Annotated in this window: 16 protein-coding genes; 6 read left to right on the forward strand and 10 right to left on the reverse strand. The window is 73.4% G+C overall.

Features of this window, described 5'->3' with window-relative positions; genetic code table 11:
* Positions 1 to 29 precede the first annotated feature (29 nt).
* Both TU31_RS29480 and TU31_RS29485 read right to left on the reverse strand, forming a co-directional pair.
* A complete protein-coding gene (locus TU31_RS29480) occupies positions 30 to 470 on the reverse strand; it encodes a roadblock/LC7 domain-containing protein (protein WP_042160174.1) in 441 nt (146 codons plus the stop codon).
* Positions 467 to 3,304: a sensor histidine kinase gene (locus tag TU31_RS29485; protein WP_042160177.1), complete on the reverse strand. Its 2,838-nt coding sequence runs from the start codon at positions 3,302 to 3,304 to the stop codon at positions 467 to 469. The genes TU31_RS29480 and TU31_RS29485 overlap by 4 nt, the downstream gene beginning before the upstream one ends.
* Before the next feature lie 373 nt (positions 3,305 to 3,677).
* Between TU31_RS29485 and TU31_RS29490 the strand changes: the two genes are divergently transcribed.
* On the forward strand, positions 3,678 to 4,061 hold the full coding sequence (locus tag TU31_RS29490; protein WP_078886049.1) for a hypothetical protein: 384 nt from the start codon (positions 3,678 to 3,680) through the stop codon (positions 4,059 to 4,061).
* 10 nt (positions 4,062 to 4,071) lie between these two features.
* On the opposite strand, the gene TU31_RS29495 is transcribed toward TU31_RS29490, so the two are convergent.
* Complete coding sequence (locus TU31_RS29495) at positions 4,072 to 4,401, reverse strand: bifunctional 3-phenylpropionate/cinnamic acid dioxygenase ferredoxin subunit (RefSeq protein WP_042160182.1); 330 nt, start codon at positions 4,399 to 4,401, stop codon at positions 4,072 to 4,074.
* Positions 4,402 to 4,561: 160 nt separating this feature from the next.
* Here TU31_RS29495 and TU31_RS29500 point away from each other — a divergent pair, with 160 nt between their 5' ends.
* Together TU31_RS29500 and TU31_RS29505 are read left to right on the forward strand one after the other, a co-directional pair.
* Positions 4,562 to 5,368, forward strand: coding sequence for an IclR family transcriptional regulator (locus TU31_RS29500; RefSeq protein ID WP_042160183.1), 807 nt, complete (start codon positions 4,562 to 4,564; stop codon positions 5,366 to 5,368).
* 228 nt (positions 5,369 to 5,596) lie between these two features.
* Positions 5,597 to 6,682 carry an S-(hydroxymethyl)mycothiol dehydrogenase gene (locus tag TU31_RS29505; protein WP_042160185.1) on the forward strand — a complete coding sequence of 362 codons (1,086 nt, stop codon included), beginning with the start codon at positions 5,597 to 5,599 and terminating at the stop codon, positions 6,680 to 6,682.
* A gap of 27 nt (positions 6,683 to 6,709) precedes the next feature.
* On the opposite strand, the gene TU31_RS29510 is transcribed toward TU31_RS29505, so the two are convergent.
* The 7 genes from TU31_RS29510 to TU31_RS29540 form a co-directional block, all read right to left on the reverse strand.
* A complete protein-coding gene (locus tag TU31_RS29510; RefSeq protein WP_042160188.1) occupies positions 6,710 to 11,389 on the reverse strand; it encodes a hypothetical protein in 4,680 nt (1,559 codons plus the stop codon).
* A 304-nt stretch (positions 11,390 to 11,693) separates the two neighbouring features.
* Positions 11,694 to 12,701 carry a hypothetical protein gene (locus TU31_RS29515; protein ID WP_042160190.1) on the reverse strand — a complete coding sequence of 336 codons (1,008 nt, stop codon included), beginning with the start codon at positions 12,699 to 12,701 and terminating at the stop codon, positions 11,694 to 11,696.
* Positions 12,702 to 12,837: 136 nt separating this feature from the next.
* Positions 12,838 to 14,361 carry a hypothetical protein gene (locus TU31_RS29520; protein ID WP_078886050.1) on the reverse strand — a complete coding sequence of 508 codons (1,524 nt, stop codon included), beginning with the start codon at positions 14,359 to 14,361 and terminating at the stop codon, positions 12,838 to 12,840.
* A 168-nt stretch (positions 14,362 to 14,529) separates the two neighbouring features.
* Positions 14,530 to 15,174: a pyroglutamyl-peptidase I gene (gene pcp / locus TU31_RS29525; RefSeq protein WP_042160194.1), complete on the reverse strand. Its 645-nt coding sequence runs from the start codon at positions 15,172 to 15,174 to the stop codon at positions 14,530 to 14,532.
* Between the two features lie 90 nt (positions 15,175 to 15,264).
* Positions 15,265 to 16,233 carry a DUF979 domain-containing protein gene (locus TU31_RS29530; protein WP_042160196.1) on the reverse strand — a complete coding sequence of 323 codons (969 nt, stop codon included), beginning with the start codon at positions 16,231 to 16,233 and terminating at the stop codon, positions 15,265 to 15,267.
* Positions 16,230 to 16,940 carry a DUF969 domain-containing protein gene (locus tag TU31_RS29535; RefSeq protein WP_042160198.1) on the reverse strand — a complete coding sequence of 237 codons (711 nt, stop codon included), beginning with the start codon at positions 16,938 to 16,940 and terminating at the stop codon, positions 16,230 to 16,232. The genes TU31_RS29530 and TU31_RS29535 overlap by 4 nt, the downstream gene beginning before the upstream one ends.
* A gap of 158 nt (positions 16,941 to 17,098) precedes the next feature.
* Positions 17,099 to 17,842: a GntR family transcriptional regulator gene (locus tag TU31_RS29540; protein WP_042160200.1), complete on the reverse strand. Its 744-nt coding sequence runs from the start codon at positions 17,840 to 17,842 to the stop codon at positions 17,099 to 17,101.
* Between the two features lie 275 nt (positions 17,843 to 18,117).
* On the opposite strand from TU31_RS29540, the gene TU31_RS29545 reads away from it, so the two are divergent.
* From TU31_RS29545 to TU31_RS29555, 3 genes are read left to right on the forward strand one after another with little or no spacing between them, the layout of a single operon-like run.
* Positions 18,118 to 18,918, forward strand: coding sequence for a LamB/YcsF family protein (locus tag TU31_RS29545; RefSeq protein WP_042160202.1), 801 nt, complete (start codon positions 18,118 to 18,120; stop codon positions 18,916 to 18,918).
* On the forward strand, positions 18,915 to 19,535 hold the full coding sequence (pxpB, locus tag TU31_RS29550; RefSeq protein ID WP_042160204.1) for a 5-oxoprolinase subunit PxpB: 621 nt from the start codon (positions 18,915 to 18,917) through the stop codon (positions 19,533 to 19,535). The genes TU31_RS29545 and pxpB overlap by 4 nt, the downstream gene beginning before the upstream one ends.
* Complete coding sequence (locus tag TU31_RS29555) at positions 19,535 to 20,398, forward strand: 5-oxoprolinase subunit C family protein (protein ID WP_042160206.1); 864 nt, start codon at positions 19,535 to 19,537, stop codon at positions 20,396 to 20,398. Before pxpB ends, TU31_RS29555 begins: the two co-directional genes overlap by 1 nt.
* Positions 20,399 to 20,411: the final 13 nt, after the last annotated feature.

The raw sequence follows: 20,411 nt of genomic DNA on the forward strand, positions 1-20,411 counted from the left end.
CCGCGCTCATGGCGTCACCCTCGTCGTTCTCAGGGGGTCAGGCCGGACCGGGGCGCGGTGCCCAGGTGCGTGCCCACGCGCTTGACCAGCAGCGTCATCTCGTACGCGATCAGCCCGACATCGGAGTCCGCATCGGCCAGTACGGCCAGGCAGCTGCCGTCGCCGGCCGCGCTGACGAACAGGAACGCATCGTCCAGCTCGACCATGGTCTGCCGGACCCGGCCCGCGTCGAAGTGCCGGCCGACGCCCTTGGCCAGGCTGTGGAAGCCGGACGCGACCGCGGCCAGATGCTCGCCGTCCTCGCGGGTCAGGTCCTTGGAGGCGCCGGTGGCCAGACCGTCGCTGGAGAGGATGAGTGCCTTGCGGATGGAGCCGACCCGCTCGACCAGTTCGTCCAGAAGCCAGTTCAGCTCGCCGACTCCCTTCGCCGAGACCGGTGCGGTGGAAGCTGCTGCCTTCGGTGCGGTCATGGACCGTCCCCTCCCGATGTGGTTCCTGGTGGTGCTGTGCTGCCAGTGACGTCGCCGTCGTGGTCAACGGTGTCACGGGCGTCCGGGCCTGTGCGGTCCGGGCCTGTGGTGTCCGCGGCCGGGTCCTCGCCCCGCGGTGGTGTGCCGGTCTCGCGCGGGTCCTCGCCGTTGTCGCGCCGGCCGCGCTGCCAGCCGCGCTGGAGCGAGGCCATCTTGGCGCGAACCGCCTCGGCGTCCCGGTCGTCCGCGGCCGGCACGGTGCCGCGCGCCTCGGCCGGCTCGGCGGATTCGGCCTTGAGCTGGGGCGCGAGGCTGGCCTGCCGCACCCGGCGGGGCAGACCGGTGGACGTGGTCTGTGCGGGCGTGTCCGGTCCCTCGGCGCGCTGCGGAGCCTCGGGCGCCGGGCCCTGGGGCGCGCCGGACGACGACGGCCGGTCCGCGGCACGCCCGGAGCCCTCGGAGGCGGGGCGCTCTGTGCCCTCGGGAGCGGGGCGTTCGGTGTCCCGCTTGCGCCGGGCGTCGCGGTCGTCGACCGTTCTGCCGTGGTCGGAGACCAGCACCGGCGGGCGTCGGCGGCGCGGCAGCGGGGCCGGTCCGCCGGGCGCCTGATCCCGGGTCTGCTGGTGCTGCTCGCCCTCCGGGGCGGGCGGCACGGGGGCGATGCCGCGCGGCGCCGAGGACGATCCGGCCGGTGCGGCGGGGCCCTTCGGGTCGCGACCGCTTTCCCGCTTCCGGAAGAGGCCGTCCTCGGGGCCCAGCTCGTCCGGGCCGAGTGGCGCCTCAAGTTCGACCGGTCCGTCGATGACGGCCGGGTCCCGCTCGCGCTCGGGCCGCGGCACCGGCAGCTGCGCCAGCGCGGCCAACTTGCCCGCCGCGTGCTCCAGTTCGTTGCCGACGGAGGCGCCGGGGGCCTGCTCGTCGTCGTCCCGGCCGCCGTCGGCGGTCTCGGTGAGCAGCGTCCCGGGGAGGAAGACCACGGCGGTGGTGCCGCCGTACGGCGAGGGCTGCAAGGAGACCCGTACGTTCTGCCGCTGGGCGAGCCGGCTGACCACGAACAGCCCGAGCCGGTCGGTGTCGGACAGCTCGAACTCGGGGGTCTCGGCGAGCCGGAGATTGGCCTCCAGCAGCAGGTCGGGCGCCATGCCCAGACCGCGGTCGTGGATCTCCAAGGTGTAGCCGTTGGCGACCCGCTCGCCCAGCACCTGGACGGCGGTGTGCGGCGGGGAGAAGACCGTGGCGTTCTCCAGGAGTTCGGCGATCAGATGCGTGAGGTCGGACACCGCGGGGCCGTCCACCGCGAGCCGCGGCATCCGGCGCACCTCGATCCGCTCGTAGTCCTCCACCTCGGCGACCGCCGCGCGCACCACGTCCATCAGCTGGATCGGCTTGCGCCACTGCCGGGAGGGGGCCGCGCCGGAGAGGATGACCAGGCCCTCGGCATGGCGCCGCATACGGGTGGTCAGATGGTCGATGCGGAAGAGGTCGGCGAGCTCGTCGGTGTCCTCGGTGCGCCGTTCCATGGCGTCCAGGAGGGTCAGCTGACGGTGCAGCAGGACCTGGCTGCGGCGGGCGAGGTTGACGAACACCTCGGAGACGCCGCGGCGCATCTCGGACTGCTTGACCGCGGCCTCGATCGCGGCCCGCTGGAGGGTGTTGAGCGCCTGGCCGACCTGGCCGGTCTCGTCCTGGCCGAAGACGAGCCGGGGCGCCTCGGTCTCCACATCGATCTGTTCGCCCGCCGCCAGCCGGCGCATGACGCTCGGCAGCCGGACGCCGGAGACGTCATGGGCGGCCTTGCGCAGCCGGATCAGGTCGCGCACATGGCGGCGGCCGATCCGGAACGAGACGATGATCGAGACCAGCACCGCGACAAAGCCGAGGACACCGGCGATGGCGGCCTTGAGCAGGATGTTGGTGGCGACCGGGGCGACCCGCTCCTGGTAGCGGTCGCCGGCGGCCTTGCCCATCCGCTGGAGGTCGCCGAGGACCTTCTTCGCCGCGGTGTTCCAGCGTTCGGCGTTGACCGTCCCCGGTCCGCCCCGGTCGCCGGCGGCGATCACCCGGTCCTCGTAGGACGTCAGCTCGCGGGCCGGTGCGGAGCGCCAGTAGTCCTGGTAGAGGCCGCGGTCCTTCGCGGGCAGCATGGGGAGGCTGGTCTCGTAGAGGACCCGGCGCTCGGCCACCCGGTCGGACAGCGCCCGCAGATCGCGCTTGCTCATGCTGCCGGAGGCGAGCACCGCGGACATCAGGGCGTCCTCGCGGGCGACGGCCTCCCGGGCGCGGGTGACGATGACCAGCGCCCGGCCCTGCTTGTCCATCTCCACGTTCTCCAGGGCGTGGAGCGCGGCGAGGAAGTCATAGCTGGGATCGACGAGGGAGTTGTAGCCCTCCAGGGCCTCGTCGCGGGAGACGGTGTTGTCCTCGACCTGGGCGCGCAGCGACCCGAGCCCGGACAGGCCCTTGAGGATGCCACGCATCCGTTGACCGGTGCCGCCGGTGAGGTCCTCGCGGACGTCGCGGGTGCCGGCGTCGGTGCGGAGCCGGGTGACGGCCTCGTCGGTGGCCCGGGACCGCGCCCGAAGCTCGCCGAGCGCGTCGGCGCCGCGCCGGTCGGCGAGGTACAGCAGGCTCTGCCGGCGCTCGCGTTGCAGCGCCTGGACGACGTCCTCGACCGGATACCCCAGCTTCTGTACGACGTTGCCGACGTCCAGCAGCTGATCGGCCTCCCGCCCGGTGAGGTAGGTCATGAACGCCCACATGGACGTCAGGGACACCAACGGTACGAGCAGCAACGCCACGATCTTCCGGCGGACCGACTTCCCGCGAAAGCGCATGGCCTCCCCTACGTCAACCCCGGCGCACGGGGGTGGTGTTCCGTCAACAAACGGCGCGAGCCTACTACTCTCGGGTGACCGAGCCGAAGGCCTCTTCGGAGGTCGGGACGGGTGCCGGGGAGGGATCGTCATGAGTTGTCCGGTGATTCCCGGACAACCCGCCCGCGTTTCGGGGACCGGCCGAGGTCATCGGTGTCCGGCGGCAAGCCGGTCGGTTGGCCGGTTTTGCTCTACCCCGGGGTAACCCTGTGCGCGCCCGGTACGTGACCATGGGAAGGGACGGGGTGCGGCGCCAGGGGCGTGTACCGGTGAAATCCGGGCAGCCACCAAGGAGCCGGACACGCGGGGAGAGTGCGGGGAGAGTGACGCGGTCATGGACACCGGCAGACAGCCTTTGTGGCAGGAGGAACCGGCGGCCCGGCCCCGGATGGCGGAGCCGGTACGCACCGCCGCCGTGCGTGCCGTCATCATCGTGGCGCTCACGCTGATCCAGGCCATGGTGGCGTTCCTGAGCACACTGGCGGGCTCCTGGCTCGCCTTTCCCGCGGTGCTCAGCACGGTCGCCAGCACCGTGGTCGCCACCTGGGGCGTGCTGGATGTCTGGGTGACCCGCCAGGTGTGGGTGCAGCGCAACGGGGTGCGGTCGCAGCCGAGCAGTACGGCCCGGGAGCTGCGCCGCGAGCGGCGCCGGGCCCGGCGGCAGCAACGCCGGGAGTCCCGGGAGGCTTCGTCGGGGGTCGACCGCGCGGCAGCGTGACCGACGGTTTTTACGCCACCGCCTCTTCCCGCACGGCGGGCCGCACATGAATGATGCCGTCCAGGACGTCCACCTGGTGCGTGCGCACCGGCCGGCGGGCGGGCAGGCAGGTCGGTGCCCCGGTGCGCAGGTCGAACAGGGCCGCATGCAGCGGGCATTCGACGAAGCAGCCCTCGACCCAGCCTTCGGAGAGCGAGGCGTCCTGGTGGCTACAGGTGTCATCGACGGCGTAGTAACCGCCCTCGGCGTGGAAGACGGCGATGGCCGGTGTGGCGTCGTCGATCTCGATCCGGACGGACTCGCCCTCGGGCAGGTCCTCGATACGGCAGACGGGAATCATCTGGCCCCCCTCTCGCTGATCGGTATCATGTGTTCTGAATAACGCATCGCAAAGCGCGATGCGCAACAGAATCCAAGCCGGGGAGCGGGCCGTCAAGGGCTTCCCGGCAGATGCCTTCAGACGTGCCCCGCGGGGCCACCGGGTGGTGACACAAAGACCCATGTCGAAGACTTCCGATACGGCGGACGACCGGTCCGAGGAGCGGCGCGGCGGGGCGGGATCCGTCCAGTCCGTGGACCGCGCGGTGAGCGTGCTGGAGATCCTGGCCAAGCTGGGCGAGGCCGGGGTGACCGAGATCAGCGAGGAGTTGGGCGTCCACAAGTCGACCGCGTTCCGGATCCTCGGAGTGCTGGAGAACCGCGGGCTGGTGGAGCAGGAGAGAGAACGCGGGAAGTACTACCTGGGCGCCGGGGTGCTGCGGCTGGCGGGTGCCGCGGCGATCCGGCTGGACATCTCCCAGGAGGGCCAGCCGGTGTGCCGGGCGCTCGCCGAGGACACCGGGGAGACCGCCAACATCGCGGTGCTGGACGGCGATGCGGCGGTCAACATCATGCAGGCCAGGGGCTCCGCTGCGGTCACCGCGTACAACTGGCTGGGCCGCCGGACCCCGCTGCACGCCACCGCCAGCGGCAAGGTCCTGCTGGCGTATCTGCCGGCCCCGCGCCGGGACACCCTGGTGACCCGCAAGCTGCCGCGGTTCACCGAGCACACCCTGACCACGGCGGGCGGTCTGCGCGAGCAGCTGACCGCGGCGCTGGAGGACGGGTTCGCCTGCACCAGCGAGGAGTTGGAGATCGGGCTGAACGCGGTGGCGGCGCCGGTGCGGGCCCACGACGGCGCGGTGATCGGCGCGATCGGCGTCTCGGGACCGGCGTACCGGATGGAGCGTCAGCTGCTGCCGGAGCTCGCCGAGCGGGCCGCGAAGGCGGCCGCCGACCTCTCCCGCCGGATGGGGTACCCGGGTTGAGCGGGTAGCGGAAAATCCCTCTTGACGTATCCCTGGCGGACTTCCAGCATGTCTCCTATAGCGCAACCAAGCGCACTATAGGCAACACGGCGACGGAGGTGGACCGTCCTCCACCACCGTTCCCGTTCTCAGCACAGCGCACCACTCCAACCCCTCACCGGCATCCGTGCCACCTCACGCGTGCTACCCGCCCTGCCGCCGCCGCAGGCGCTGTTTTAGGAGTGAGACATGCCGCACGAAGCCCGCGCCGTCGTCGCCCTCAAGAAGGGCGCCCCCGTCGAGGTGCTGCCGATCCTCGTGCCCGACCCCGGTCCGGGCGAAGTGCTCGTGACCGTCCAGGCCTGCGGGGTGTGCCACACCGATCTGCACTATCGCGACGGCGCGATCGGCGACGACTTCCCCTATCTGCTCGGCCACGAGGCGGCCGGCGTCATCGAGGCCGTCGGCCCCGGTGTCACCGAACTCGCGCCCGGCGACTACGTGGTGCTCGCCTGGCGGGCGCCCTGCGGCCAGTGCCGCGCCTGCCGTCGCGCCCGCCCCTGGTACTGCTTCGCCTCCCGCAACGCCACCCGGCCCATGACCCTGCTGGACGGCACCGAGCTGACGGCGGCCCTGGGCATCGGCGCGTTCGCCGAGAAGACGCTGGTCGCCGCCGGGCAGGCGGTGAAGGTCGATCCGTCGGCGCGCCCGGAGGCCGCGGGGCTGATCGGCTGCGGGGTGATGGCCGGGTACGGCGCGGCGGTGCACACCGGTGGCGTGGGCAGCGGGGACACCGTCGCCGTGATCGGCTGCGGCGGCGTCGGCAACGCCGCCATCGCGGGCGCCTCCCGGGCGGGGGCGCGACGTGTCATCGCCGTGGACCTCGACGACGGCAAGCTGGACGCCGCCGAGCGGTTCGGCGCCACCGACACCGTCAACTCCCGTGGCACGGACCCGGTCGAGGCGGTCCGGGCACTCACCGGCGGGCACGGCGCCGATGTGGTGATCGACGCGGTGGGCCGCCCGGAGACCTACCGGCAGGCGTTCTACATGCGCGACCTGGCCGGCACGCTGGTCCAGGTCGGCGTGCCCGAGCCGGACATGCGGATCGAGCTGCCGCTCATCGATCTCTTCTCGCGCGGCGGTGCGCTGAAGTCCTCCTGGTACGGCGACTGTCTGCCCAGCCGCGACTTCCCGGTACTGATCGATCTGTTCCTGAGCGGCAAGCTCGATCTGGAACGGTTCATCAGCGAGACCATCGAACTCGACGACATCGAACCGGCCTTCGCCAAGATGCAGCGCGGGGAGGTCCTGCGGTCGGTGGTGGTGGTCTGACCGCCCGCAGGTCCCCTGCGCCGCCGGTCACCCGCCGGCCGGGTCCGCCGGCTCCTCGGGAGCCGGGTCCTCCGGGCGGCGGTACATCCGCGTCGCCGTGATCTGCCCGTGCACCGCCTCGCCGGACGGGTCCGGCTGCGGCAGGCCCGGCCGCAGATGCTCCTCGACGCTGATGTACTTCAGCCCGGCCCGCAGATCCGCGTCATTGCGCAGCCGGATGACCAGCGGGAACTCCGCGAGCGCGGTGGTGTCGAACAGGCCGGTGGTGTACAGCAGCTGGACGCCCAGCGCATCGGCGACGGCGCGCTGGAGCTCCAGCAGATAGGTCGCGTTGGCGCGCCCGATGGGGTTGTCCAGGAACAGCGTGCCGGCGTGCCGCTGCTTGTCACGGCCCCGGTCGTTGCTGCGCAGCGCCGCCATCGTGCAGTAGAGCGCGATGGCGGCGGTCAGCAGCTGGCCGCCGGAGAAGACATCGCCCATCTGCCCGACCGGCACCCGCTCGGCACGCAGCACCGCATCCGGCTTGAGGATCTCCACGGCCACCCCGCGCGGCTGGAGCGCCGCGCTGACCCCGCGCAGCAGCAGGGACATCCCGTCCCGCCGCAGATCGCTGTTCTTCTTCACGGCCGCACGGGTCGCCTCGTCGATCACCTCGCCGAGCCGCTCGGTGAGCGTGGCCTGGTCGGGGTCCTCGAACCGGATCCGCAGGAACTCCTGCCCGGACCACTCCCCCAGCCCCTCGGGCAGCCGCGACAGCCGCTGGGCGGAGCGCAGCGTCGTCAGCGACGACTCGACCAGACCGCGCAGCCGGTCGACGATGGAGTCGCGGTTGCGCTCCAGCTGCTCCAGCTCGTCGGTGAGCACCCGCAGCCGGGGCGCGAAGGCCTCCGCCCACTTGGCGGCGTGGTCCGGGAGGGCCGAGGCGGGCAGTTCGCGGATCTGCTGCCGGGCGGGGGTACGGACCTGTTCGTAGCGGGTGGAGTTGGCGTGCCGTACGAGGATGTCGCTCGCCTCGCGCACCGCGGACTCGGCGGTGGACAGATCGGCGGCGCAGCCGCGCAGTGAGCGGCGGGACTCGGCGGCGGCCTGCCGGGCGTCCGCCAGCTGTCCGGCGTACGCCTCGATCTGCCCGTCCGCCGGGTCCTCGGCGTCCTGGTGGTCACGGAGCAGATCGCGCAGCAGAGCGGCGGTCTCGTCGAAGCCGCCGGCCGCGTCCTCGGCGGCGCGGTGACCGCGCAGCAGCTCCTCGTGCCGGTCGCGGGCGGCCGTCAACGCCTCGGTGGCGGTGGCCAGTTCGCCCGCCGCGGTGCGCAGCAGCTCCTTGGCGCGGTCGGCGTCAGCGGGCACCAGCTCCTCGGGCAGCTCGGTATGCGCCTCGCCGTCCGTGGGGGCGAGCCGCTCGGCCTCACCGCGCAGCCGGCCCAGCTGTTCACTGGCCGCCGAGGCACGGGTCTCCAGCATGTGCACCAGCGACTCGGCGCGGGCCGCGGCGGCCTGCCGGGACGGGCCGTCGGCGGCGTCCGGGCTCTCCAGGAGCGCCTCCGCGCGGGTGCGGACCTTGTTGGTGAGGCGGTTCAGCTCGGCCAGGGCGGCGCTCTCGTCGCCCTCGGCACGGGCCTGTTCGGCGCGCAGATCGGCGCCGACACCGACCTTCTCGTAGAGCTGGGAGGCGGCGCGGTAGGCCTCGCGCAGCGCGGGCAGCGAAGCGCTCGCCCCCTCGGGGGCCTCCCCCAGGTCGTCCGGGACACCCGCGATCTCGGCGCGCTCGGCGCGGAGCGCGCGGGCGGTACGACGGGCGTCATCGGCGGCGCGCTGGGCGGCCCGGCGGTCCTCGTCGGCGGCCCGTGCGCGGTCCACGCACTCCTCGGCGCGGGCCTCGAACTCGGCCGCCTCGTCGGCGAGTTCCCGCATCCGGGACTGCCAGGAGGCGCGCTCGCGCAGCCGGTGGGCGAGCCCGGCCAGCAGATCGGCGGCGCGGCGGGCGCGCTGGGCGGCCTCCTGGCGCTCGTCGCGCACCCGGGTGGCCTCGGCCGCGGCCTCATCGGTCTCGGCGCGCGCGGCACGGGCCTCGGCCAGCTCCGCCGCGGCCTCCTCTGCGGCCGTCCGGGTTTCCTGCGCGGCGGCGGCCAGTTCACCGAGGCGGCCGGCCGGGCAGCCCGTACGCCACGACCCGAGCCGGGCGGCCAGCGCACGGTCCCCGGCGAGCCGGGCGGCCAGCGCCCGGATCTCCTCGTCCCGCTCTATGGCGCGCGCCCGCAGCGCCTGGCGCTCCTCGTCGGCGGCGGACTCGTCGTGCATCGCCGGGTTCGGCGGGACGAGGAAGACGCCGGACTCCCGCTCGTCGGGCGCGGGGGTGGGCGCGAGCAGCGCGGCGGCGGTGCCGACCGCGACGGCCGAGCGGGGCAGCAGCGCGGCCTGGGCGAGCACCTCGCGGGCCCGCGCATGGGTCTCCGGGTCCGTGATGATCACGCCGTCGACCAGCTCGGGGCGGGCGGCCAGCACCCGGGTGTGGTCGGCGGGGTCGACGGACTGGGCGAGATAGCGCCAGCCCGGCAGCGCGGGCACGCCGTGCTCACCGAGATACTCCACGGCTGCCAGCACATCGGGCCCCGGGGGCAGCAGACCGCCGTCGCCCAGCGCGCCCAGGATCCGGGAGTCGTCGGCCGCGGCCGTACGCAGGTCGAACAGCTGCCGTTCGGCGCCGGCGACGCCCTCCTCCAGCAGCTCGCGCAGCTCGTCGGCGTTGCGGTCCAGCTCCTCGGCGGTCAGCGGGCCCGCGGTGGGACGGCGTGCGGCGCCCGGGTCCGTACCGGACGTGGCCGTACGGGGGCCGGGCACGGACTTGGCCTCGGACTGCGGGAGGCCGAGGAGATCGGCGAGCCGCTGCTCGGCGCCGATGGACTCGGCGGCCCGGCGCTCGGCCTCGTAGGCACGCTCAGCGGCCTCGGCGGCGTCCTCGGCGCGGGCCGCCGCCAGCTCGGCGGTGGAGTGCCGGGCGGTGGCCGCACGGGCGCGGTCGGTGGCCTGCCGGGCGGTTTCGCGGGCCGAGTCCCAGGCCTCGACGGCGGTCTTCTCCGCGTCCGCGGCGGCGAGCGCGGCGCGGGCCGGGTCGGCGTCGGGGGCGCTGTCGTCCAGCCAGCCGGCCCGGACCGCCTCTGCGGTCTCCTCGGCGACCTCGGAGAGCCGCTGCTTGAGGTGCTCGGCCTCACTGCGGGCGCGCTGGGCGTGGGTGGCGGCGCTGGTGGCGTCGCGGTGCGCCGACTCGCCGGCCTCCTGGAGGGCGGCGGAGCGTTCCTCCTCCTCATTGGCGACCCGCTCACCGGCCTCGGCCGCCGTGTGCAGGGCGCGGACCAGGTCGGCGGCGGCGGTGGCACGGGCGGCGAGCGCGGGTGCGGCGTCCCGCTCGGCCTCGCGGATGGCGGCGGCGACCCGGGCGGAGCGGTCCGCGGCGGCGCGGTGCCGCAGTGCGGTCTCGGCGGCCTGCCAGGCGCTGTGCAGCGTACGGGCGTCGTTGAGCTCCCGGCGCTGGGCGGCGGCGCCCTTCTCCGCGGCGGCCAGCGCCAGCGAGGCGTGCCGGTAGGCGAGTTCGGCGGAGACCAGGGAGCGGCGCTCGCGGACCCGCTCGGCGTCGGTGACGCGGTGCGCGGCGGCGGCGACCTGCTCGGCGAGTTCGGCGGCGCGGCCGCGCTCCTCGGTGCCCCGGGCGTGCAGCCGCTGGGCGAGGCCGCGGGTGCGGCGCTCGGCCCCCGCATGCACCTCGCGGGCGCGTTCACGCTGCTCGGCGGCGTCGGCGATGCGCGAGAGCAGATCGAGGGAGCCGGCCGTGAAGTCCCGTTCGGCGGTGAGTTCGGCGCGCCGGCCGAGCTTGTGGGCGAAGCCGTGCACCAGATCGGCGAGCCCGTCGGTGTCGCGGGTGTCCGTGACGGCACGCAGCAGCAGGTCGGTGAAGTCCGAGTCGTTCTTGACCGCGAACAGGCCGGCCGCCTCACCCTCGTCGGCGTTCATCTCCCGCTGGTAGCGGAAGAGCTCCGGGTCCAGGCCCAGCTCACCGAGGTGCTCGTTCCAGCGCTCGTGGATCTCTTCCCAGACGACATCCAGATTGGGGTAGTTCTTCCCGGCCTCGGTGAGGATGTCGCGGAAGCCCTTCATCGTACGGCGGCGGCCCTGGGCGCCGGAGCTGCCCTCGCCGCTCTCCTGACGCGGGCGGACGACGGTGGCCTCGGCGACCGGGAGCGAGTCCAGGCTCATACCGGGGCCGGGCCGGAAGCTGTACCAGGCCTCGGCGAACTTCCGGGGGTCGTTGGAGACCTGCCGCCCACGCCACTCGCTGACCTTGCCGACGACCACGCTCTCGCCGGTGAGGACGTGCTGCCACTCCAGGGCGACATGGCCGCAGTCGTCGGCGAGCAGGAACTTGCGCAGCACGCCGGAGCTGGCGCCGCCGAGGGTGTTGCGGTGGCCGGGCAGCATCACCGAGAAGATCAGCTTGAGCAGGACGGACTTGCCGCCGCCGTTCTCCAGGAAGAGCACGCCCGCGGGCGCCGGCCGGCGCGGCGGGCCGACCGGTTCGTCCTCGAAGAAGTCCGCCTGGGCCGGGGCCGGTTGGGGTACGGGCGCACCGACTCCGCGCAGGTCCATGACGGTGTTGGCATAGCGCGCACCGGCGGGCCCGATGGAGTAGAGGCGGACCCGGGACAGCTCGTACATGGCGGACTCTCGTTGTCGTGGTCGGGAGGGGCGGGAAGGTGGGGCGGGACGGTGGGGCGGGACGGGCAGATTGGGCGGGGCGGGCAGGTCGGGAGGGGGCGGCGCCGCTCCCCCGCCCCCTCCCCCTCTCCCCCTTCGGGGGAAGGGGCGGGGGGTGGGTTCGGGGGTGGGGGGGGAGCCTCGGTCGTGCGACGGTCGGGATGGGTTCGGGGGTAGGGCAAGCCTCGGTCGTGCGACGGTCGGGGTCGGAATGATCACCAGGCGGTCCGGACGGCCGCCGGGGCATCAGCAGTCGAACGCCCCCTCAGCCCGAGTGGAAGGGCAGTCCGGCGTCCGCGACCAGGGCGAGGTCGTCGGTGTCCTCGCCCGGCAGCAGGGCCGCGCTGCCGTCGGTGACGGGGACGATGCCCAGCTCCAGGAGTTCGGCCATGGCGGCGCTGCCGGCCATGTCGCGGACCTGGAGCTGATAGCGGGCGGTGGTGCGGTAGGCGCCGCCGGCATCGTCACCGGTGCGCTGGAGGAAGCCGGAGTCGACGAGGAAGGTGACGGCCTTGGCGATGATGCCGGTGGTCGAACCGGCCAGCCGGCGGGCGTCCTTGGTGGCGCCGGTCGCGCTGCGCCGGGCGTAGATGCGCCAGGCGGACTCCAGACCGGGGGCGTCGGTGGCCGGGTCGGTGTTCTCGCCCTCCTGCTCGGCGCGCTCCTCCAGTCGGCGGCAGGCCTGCCGGACGAAGGCATCGACGCCGTTGACCGTGATCCGGCCGATGTAGCCGTCGTCGGCGAGGTCCTCGGGACGCGGGAAGGCCAGCGCGGCGACGGCCAGATGGGCCAGGCCGTGCAGGAAGCGGTCGGCGGAGTCGGCGGAGGCACGGCGGGCGTAGTCGCCCATCCGTACGGCGAAGACGGAGTCCTCGTCGGCGGTGACGGCCATCCCGGCGCGGGTGGACACCTCCAGGACGACCAGGCCGAGGCCGGTGGCGACGGCGTCGGCGAGCCGGGCGAAGGCCGGGTCGTCCCGGTAGCGGCGCAGGAGTTCGCCGTATTCGGCGTCGCGGGCGGGCAACAGCTTGGGCTGGAGGCCGAAGGAGACCAGCCGGGCGGCGTCGGCGGCATCGGCGGGGGTCAGGGGGTGGGAGCTCTGCTGCTCCTGGCGGTCCCCCCGCTCGGCCGAAGGCGGAAACGGGAACGAAGCCGAGGGCTTGGGGGAGGGTCCCGCCGCGCCCGTATCGGCGTCGGCGGTGGGCGCACCCCAGCCCGGCTCGCCGGCCCCGGACGCCGGGTCCGGCTGCGGCGTCTCGTCGTACTGGGTCACGGAACAAGCTCCTTGCGAGGGACGGTCGGGGACATCTCGGGCCGGTGCGACGGCGGACGGCCGCCCGGCGCGCCGCGGCCCTGCCGGACCGGCCGCGCCCCGCCGTTCTCCGACCGCTCGCCCTGGGCACGGGGCATCAGGCCACCTCCGAGCGGTCCGCGGCCATTCCGGCGGAGTCCAGCAGCGCCGTGCCGACGATGAGGTCGGCGCCGCCGAACTCGGGGTCTATCAGCTCCGTGCCGTCGTCGACGGCGAACAGCAGCTGTTGTTCGCCCTGGCGGTAGGCCGTGCCGACGGGCGGGCTGGCGGCGTGTACGGCCAGCAGGGCGACGAGGTAGGGGAGTTCGGGATCGCTGCGGCGCGCCTCGGCGAGCAGGCCGGAGAGCCTGCGGGGCGCGTCGGCGGGCAGGTCGAGCAGCGCCATCGCGGCGTCGAGCTGGGCCTCGCTGAAGCGGCTGTCGTCGGGGGTGGCCACCAGGTCGGGCTCGGGCATCTCGGCGCCGAGGTGCTCCCGCTCCATGGGCGGGGTGAGCAGCATCTCGACGAGGTCCCCTATGCGCGCGGCCGTCGGGGTGCGCAGCCCCGTGCCCTTGGCGAAGAAGGCGTCGGTGACGCGGATGGCCTGTTCAGCGGGGAGCGGCAGCAGGGGGGCGACCAACTGGCCGTAGAGGTCGAGTCCGGCGCGGGCGACGGGGGTGGCGAAGGCCTGCCGGTCCTGCTCGGCACGGAACAGCGGCCCGGCCTCCAGCAGCCGGGACTGGAGCTGGGTGTGGCGGCGGATGCAGTCCTTGACGATGTCGACGAGCTCGGCGGCCCGCCGCTTGTGCTCGGGCTCCTCGGTCTCGTCCCGGGCCTTGCGGATGTTCGTCAGGATGGCGTTCTCATGGCGATAGCGGTCCGCGACGTGGTCCAGCGCCTCGGTGATCATGTCGGGGACGGTCTCCAGCCAGTCCACGGCGCGGACGTTGCGGCGGGTGGCGTCCAGGGTCCTGCGGAGCGTCTCCGCATACTGCACGGTGCGGTAGCGGGCCTGTTCGGCGGCGAGCTGGGCGTCGGCCAGCCGGCCGCGGTTGATCAGCACCTCCAGCTTGACCTCGGCGGCGATCTGGGCGCTGGTGACGTCCGTGTCGAGCGCGCCGACCAGGACGTTGACCGCTTCGTCGGTGGCCCGGAGGTAGACGCTGCCACCGCCGCCGGGCACCTCTTCGATGAGCTTGAAGTCGTAGTCGCGGCGGACGTACTCGCCCTCGGTGTTGAAGGTGCCGTAGACGGCGCGGAAGCCGCGGTCCACGCTGCCGACGTTGATCAGATTCTCCAGCACCCAGCGGGCGACCCGCTCATGCTCGCCCGCGGGACGGCGGGGGGCCTGGGCGGCGACCCGGGGGAGCACCTTCGCCACTATTTCCTCGTGGTCGGCGCCGGTGTCGAAGTCCATGTTGAGGGTGACGAGGTCGATGACGGCGAGCGCCACCTCCGCCATGGCGTAGACGCCGTACTCGCCCGCGAGGTTGGCCTTGCGCACATCGAGATCGTGCAGCGGCGCGGTGCATGCCAGGGCACGCAGCCGACGGGCCAGGCCTTCGTCGGCGGCCGGGCCCGGCGCAGGCCGGTGAGGGCCGTTGAGCTGGGGCGCAGCAGCCCCCGGGGCGGAAAAAGTCACGTCGCACAGAGTAGGCGCTCGCACTGACAACGGACGAAACGGCGCGGATCCGTTCATGGGTGGAACCGCAGGTGGATCCGTTGACGGACCGCTCGCGGACCGACGCGACAGTCTACGGCGTGGCCCGCGGGAGCCGGCCGCCAGGTCCCGTGGGCGCCGGTGCCGGTCTCAGTGGGTGGCGCCTCCCGCGACGCGGATGTCGGTGCGGGTGCGCGCGGCGGTGAGGGCGATTTCGTGCAGGGCCCGGGTGACGGCCTCGGACGGGAGCGACGGCTGGGAGCGGTCGACGACCTGCTCCGGTGCGTAGGGGACGTGCACGAATCCGCCGCGTACACCGGGCAGTTCGGTGGCGATGAGATGAGCGAGGCCGTAGAAGACGTGGTTGCAGACGAAGGTGCCCGCGGTGTTGGAGACGGAGGCGGGAAGCCCGGCGGCGCGGACGGCCGCCACACAGGCCTTGATCGGCAGGGTGGAGAAGTACGCGGCGGGACCGCCGGGCACGATCGCCTCATCGATCGGTTCGGCCCCCGAGGCATCGGGGATCCGGGCGTCGTCGACGTTGACGGCGAGGCGTTCCACGGTGATGTCGGGCCGGCCGCCCGCCTGGCCGACGCACACCACTATCTCGGGGCGGACCTCCTCGATCGCGGCGCGCAGCACCGCGATCGAGGCTCCGTAGACGCAGGGCAGTTCGACGGCGGACGCCTCGATGCCGGCCGGCGGTTCGGCCGCGGCGGCACGGACGGCCTGCCAGGAGGGGTTGAGGGATTCGCCCTCGAAGGGGGCAAATCCGGTCAGTAGTACCCGGGTCATACGGTCATCCTTGGTGCGAGGGCGGGGCGGGGACGGAGCGGACCGGGCCCCGGGTACCGCCCGGCGGAGCGGCGGCACCCGGGGCCCGGCTCAGAAGGCGAACAGCGCCATGATCACGATGTTGCAGCCGAGCAGTACACCCGCAGTGGGCAGCTGCGCCTTGATGGGCCCGTACTGGTCCTTCAGTTCCAGCAGCGCCGCCGGGACGATGTTGAAGTTGGCGGCCATGGGCGTCACGAGGGTGCCGCAGAATCCGGCGAGCATGCCGATGGCCAGCACGGCGGGGGCGTTGCCGTCGAAGTGCCCGACCAGCACGGGCCAGCCGACGGCCGCGGTCATCACGGGGAAGGCGGCGAAGGCGTTGCCCATGATCATGGTGAAGGCGAACATGCCCACGCAGTAGACGACGACCGCGATGTAGAGCGAGTCCTTGGGCAGGACGGACGTGGTGAGCTTGCCGACCTGGTCGCCGACGCCGGAGACCTGGAAGATGGCGCCCAGGGTGGCCAGCATCTGCGGCAGCAGCATGGCCCAGCCCATCGCCTCCAGCATGGAACGGCCGGACTGCACGGGCACCGAGACCCGCTTCTCCCGAAGGATGATCATGCCGACGACGAGGGCGACGACGGCTCCGATGCCCAGGCCCAGGATGGTCTCGCTGCCCTCTTCGAGGACCGGTTCGCCCCCGAAGGACAGGTGCTTGACGCCGATGGCGCAGGCCATGGCGACGACCGGAATGGTGAGCGCCGGAACGAACAGCCGGTTGCCGAGCTTGGCGGCGCTCGCGACGCGCTGCTCGGGGGTGGTGGTGCGCGGAGTGCCGCGTCCGGTGCAGCCGAAGCCGGCCAGACAGGCCATGACCAGCACCGCGACGCCCAGGGGCTCGGCGGGTGCGGCCTTGGTGACGACCCAGCTGCTGTAGATGAAGCCGGCGCCGATCAGGCCCCAGAAGGCGCCGGTGCCGAAGCGCTTGGGGTTGCTGCGGTCGGCGACCATCTGGGCGGCCATCACCAGGAAGCTGAGGCCCACCAGCCAGTAGAACCACTCTGCCTTGATCACTTGGCGGCCTCCACTACGGCGGTGTCGTGGGCGTGGGCGGTGAGCAGTTCGCGTTCCAACTGGCGGTCCAGGCGCAGCAGTCGCCAGCCATGGACCACGAAGGCGCACACCGCGGTGGGGATCGCCCACAGGGCGAGCTGAAGCGGTTCGAGATGGGTGCCGTAGGTGGTGTTGACGAAGCCGGTGATCAGCAGGATCGAGCCGACGGCGAGGAAGACGTCCTCCCCGAAGAAGAGGCCGACGTTGTCCGCGCTGGCGGAGAACGACCGGACCTTCTCCCGTGTCCGTTCCGGGAGTTGGCCGAATTTGCGCTCGGCCGCGCCCTCGGCCATCGGGACGGCGAGCGGGCGGACGGTCTGGGCGTGACCGAAGACATTGGTCAGTCCGACCGCCGCACCGATCTGCCGCAGACCGAGGTAGAGCGCGAGGAAGCGGCCCGTGGTGAGCCGGGCGAACCGGGCGATGAGGTTACGGGCCTGCTCCTGGAGGCCGTAGCGCTCCAGGAGGCCGATGACCGGGAGGGTGATCGCGAAGATCGTCACCGCCCGGCTGCCGGCGAAGCCGTTGCCGAACGCGGCGAGCACCTTGCCCGGTGACAGCCCTCCGAGGAGGCCGGTCGCGATGCCGGCCACCCCCACGACCAGCAAGGGATTGCGCTTCGTGGCGAAGCCGATCACGACCACGAGCACGCCGAGGAGCACGATCATGGATCCGCCTTCCGCGTACGGGGACCCCACAGGGCCCGTGAGGAGATGAACAGATTGCAGCGGAGGCTAGGCGATTGTTCAACGATCCGACAAGGGTTGTGCGGCAACGGATCTGCGGCGCTTCCCTGAGCGAGCCTCAGGGGCGGCTTCCCCGCCGCTCACCCCTCCGCGATGCGCTGTGCGTACGCGCCCGACAGCTGACTGCGCGAATCCTCCAGGTAGGACCGCAGCAGCCGCTCGGCCTCGGCGGCGTCGCCCGCCTGGAGCGCCTCGACAATCTGGCGATTACGGGTCAAATAGGGTGCATGGAAGCGCCGGGGGTCGGCCATGACGTGGAAGACCAGCCGGAGTTCCGCGAGCACGCCCCGCATCAGCTCGTCCATGCGCGGACTGCCCGCCAGAGCCACGATGCCCTGGTGAAAGCGGATGTTGGCGGTCGAGAGCGCCTGCCACTCCCGGTCCGCCGAGGCGGTCTCGCCGGCCTGTACGGCGGCCTCGATCGCCGCGACGGCCTCGGTCACCCCGGCGTCGTACGGCCCCTGCCCCAGTCCCCGTACCGCCGCGCACTCCACGAGGATGCGCACCCGGTAGATGTCCTCCAGGTCCTCGACCGTCACCACCCGGACGAAGACCCCGCGGTTGAGTTCGTGCACCAGCAGCCGCTCATGCGTCAGCAGCCGGAACGCCTCCCGCAGAGTGTTGCGCGAGACGCCCAGCGCACCGCCGATACTCTCCTCCGAGAGCCGGGCACCGGGCGGGAAGTAGCCCTCGGCGATCCGGTCACGCAGGATGTCGGCGACCCGCTCGGCCGTACTGGAGCGGCCCAGCAGGGGGCGGTCCCGCTCCAGGCCCGCGACCTCGGTGAGCCGCCCCTGATCGCTCTTCGCCACTCCGCCGGCCATTCCGCTCCCCGCTCTCGCGCCGTACCGGGCGGCGGGTTCGGGCCGTCCCGGTGTCATGCAGCGAAAGTCAATCCCAGATGAGGGGACAAAACAACGCACCCTCCACCGGCGCGCATCCACCCCTTGTCGGATCGTTGAACAATCCCTTACGTTGTCCCCGACGTCGGCCGGCCCCGAGCACCTCTGGAACGGACATACATGAGCGAGCGCAGCGAGGGAGTCGTCGAGAGGTGCGCGCCACGCGCATGCGGGGCCGAGCGAAGCGAGGTTTCGGCATGAGCGAGCGCAGCGAGGGAGTCACCGCGAGCATGGGCGTTCCCCCCGTCATCGACCTCAACGCCGATCTCGGCGAGGGCTTCGGCCGCTGGCAGCTCACCGACGACGAGGCGCTGCTCTCCGTCGTCACCAGCGCCAATGTCGCCTGCGGCTTCCACGCCGGCGACCCGGCCACGATGCGCCGGGTGTGCGAACTGGCCGCCGAGCGCGGTGTGGTCATCGGCGCCCAGGTCTCCTACCGCGATCTGGCCGGCTTCGGCCGCCGCGCGATGGACGTCCCGCCGGACGAGCTGGCCGCCGAGATCACCTACCAGATCGGCGCCTTGGAGGTCTTCGCGCGCGCCGCCGGTGCCCGCGTCGGCTACGTCAAACCGCATGGCGCGCTCTACAACCGCTGTGTGCACGACGAGGAGCAGGCCCGCGCCGTTGTGGACGGCATCCGCACCGCGGGCGGCGGCCTGCCGGTCCTCGGACTGCCCGGCTCCCGGCTGCACGAGGCCGCCGCGCGGGCCCAACTCCCGGTCGTGGCAGAGGCGTTCGCGGACCGTGCCTACACCCCCGAGGGCACCCTGGTACCGCGCCGTGAGCCGGGCGCGGTGATCCACGACCCCGACGAGGTCGTCAAGCGCGCCCTCGGCATGGCCCGCGACCACGCCGTCACCGCCCGCGACGGCCGGCGGGTGGCCGTCCCGGCCCGTTCGCTGTGTCTGCACGGCGACACCCCCGGGGCCGCGGAACTCGCCCGGCGCGTCCGGTCCGAGCTGACCGCGGGCGGCGTCCACGTACGGAGCTTCGTATGAGGCCGCTGCCGGTCGGTGAACACGGGCTGCTCATCGAGCTGGACAGCGCCGAGGAGGTCGAGGCACTGCACGCCGAACTGCTGCGCCGGGCCGCCGACGGCGCCCTGCCGCCGCTGCGCGAGATCGTGCCGGCCGCCCGTACGGTGCTCCTCGACGGCCTCGCCGACCCGCGTGGCCTCCTCGCCGAACTGGCCACCTGGGACATTCCACCGCTCACCGCCGGCGACCGGCCCACCGTGGAGATCCCGGTCCGCTACGACGGCCCCGACCTCACCGATGTCGCCGCCCTGTGGGGCGTCACCCCCGACGAGGTCGTACGGCGACACTCCGGCACCGAATTCCATGTCGCCTTCTGCGGTTTCGCGCCCGGGTTCGGCTATCTGACGGGTCTGCCCGAGCCGCTGCACGTACCGCGCAGGGACACGCCCCGTACCAAGGTCCCGGTCGGCTCGGTCGCTCTCGCCGGCCCGTACACCGGGGTCTATCCGCGCTCCTCCCCCGGCGGCTGGCAGCTGATCGGCACCACCGACACCGTGCTGTGGGACCCGCGCCGCGAACCGGCGGCGCTGCTCTCCCCCGGCACCCGCGTCCGCTTCGTCCCGCAGGAGACCGCCTGATGACCGACCGCGCCTTCTCGGTCGTCCGGGCCGGTGCGCTCACCACCGTTCAGGACCTCGGCAGGCCCGGACACGCTCACCTGGGGGTGCCGCGGGCCGGCGCCCTCGACGCGCCCGCACACCGGCTCGCCAACCGCCTGGTGGGCAACCCCGGATCCGCCGCCACCCTGGAGACCACGCTCACGGGCTGCGCCCTGCGGATGCGTACGGCCACCACCGTCGCCGTCACGGGCGCCCCGTGCCCGGTGACCGTCGACGGCCGCCCCGCCCCCTGGGGTGCCCCCTTCCGGGTGCCGGCGGGCGCCGTCCTGGACGCGGGGCCCGCCACCCACGGTCTGCGCTCGTATCTCGCCTTCGCCGGGGGCGTCGACACCGAACCGGTCCTCGGCAGCCGGGCCGCCGATCTGCTCTCCGGCCTGGGCCCGGACCCGCTCAGCGACGGCGCGGTCCTCCCGCTGGGCGCCCCGCACGGCCCGCCGGCCCGCGCCGATGCCGTCCCGCACCCCGGTCCGGTGCCGGAACTCCTGCTGCCGTTCCTGCCCGGCCCGCGCGACGCCTGGTTCACCGAGGCCGGTCTGCGCACCCTCACCACCGGTCGCTTCCGGGTCTCCCCCGCCAGCAACCGCATCGGTCTGCGCACCGAGGGGCCGCCCCTGGAGCGCGCCCGCAGCGGTGAACTCCCCAGCGAGGGCATGCCCCTGGGCGCCCTCCAGGTCCCGCCCAACGGCCTGCCGGTCCTCTTCCTCCACGACCACCCCACCACCGGCGGCTACCCGGTCATCGGTGTGGTCCCCGAGCGCTGTCTGGCCCCCGCGGCCCAGGCGGTACCGGGCACACCGGTGCGCTTCCTGCGCCTGCGCTGACGAGCCCCCGGCC

The organism is Streptomyces lydicamycinicus, from assembly GCF_000829715.2.
GTDB classification, from domain to species: domain Bacteria; phylum Actinomycetota; class Actinomycetes; order Streptomycetales; family Streptomycetaceae; genus Streptomyces; species Streptomyces lydicamycinicus.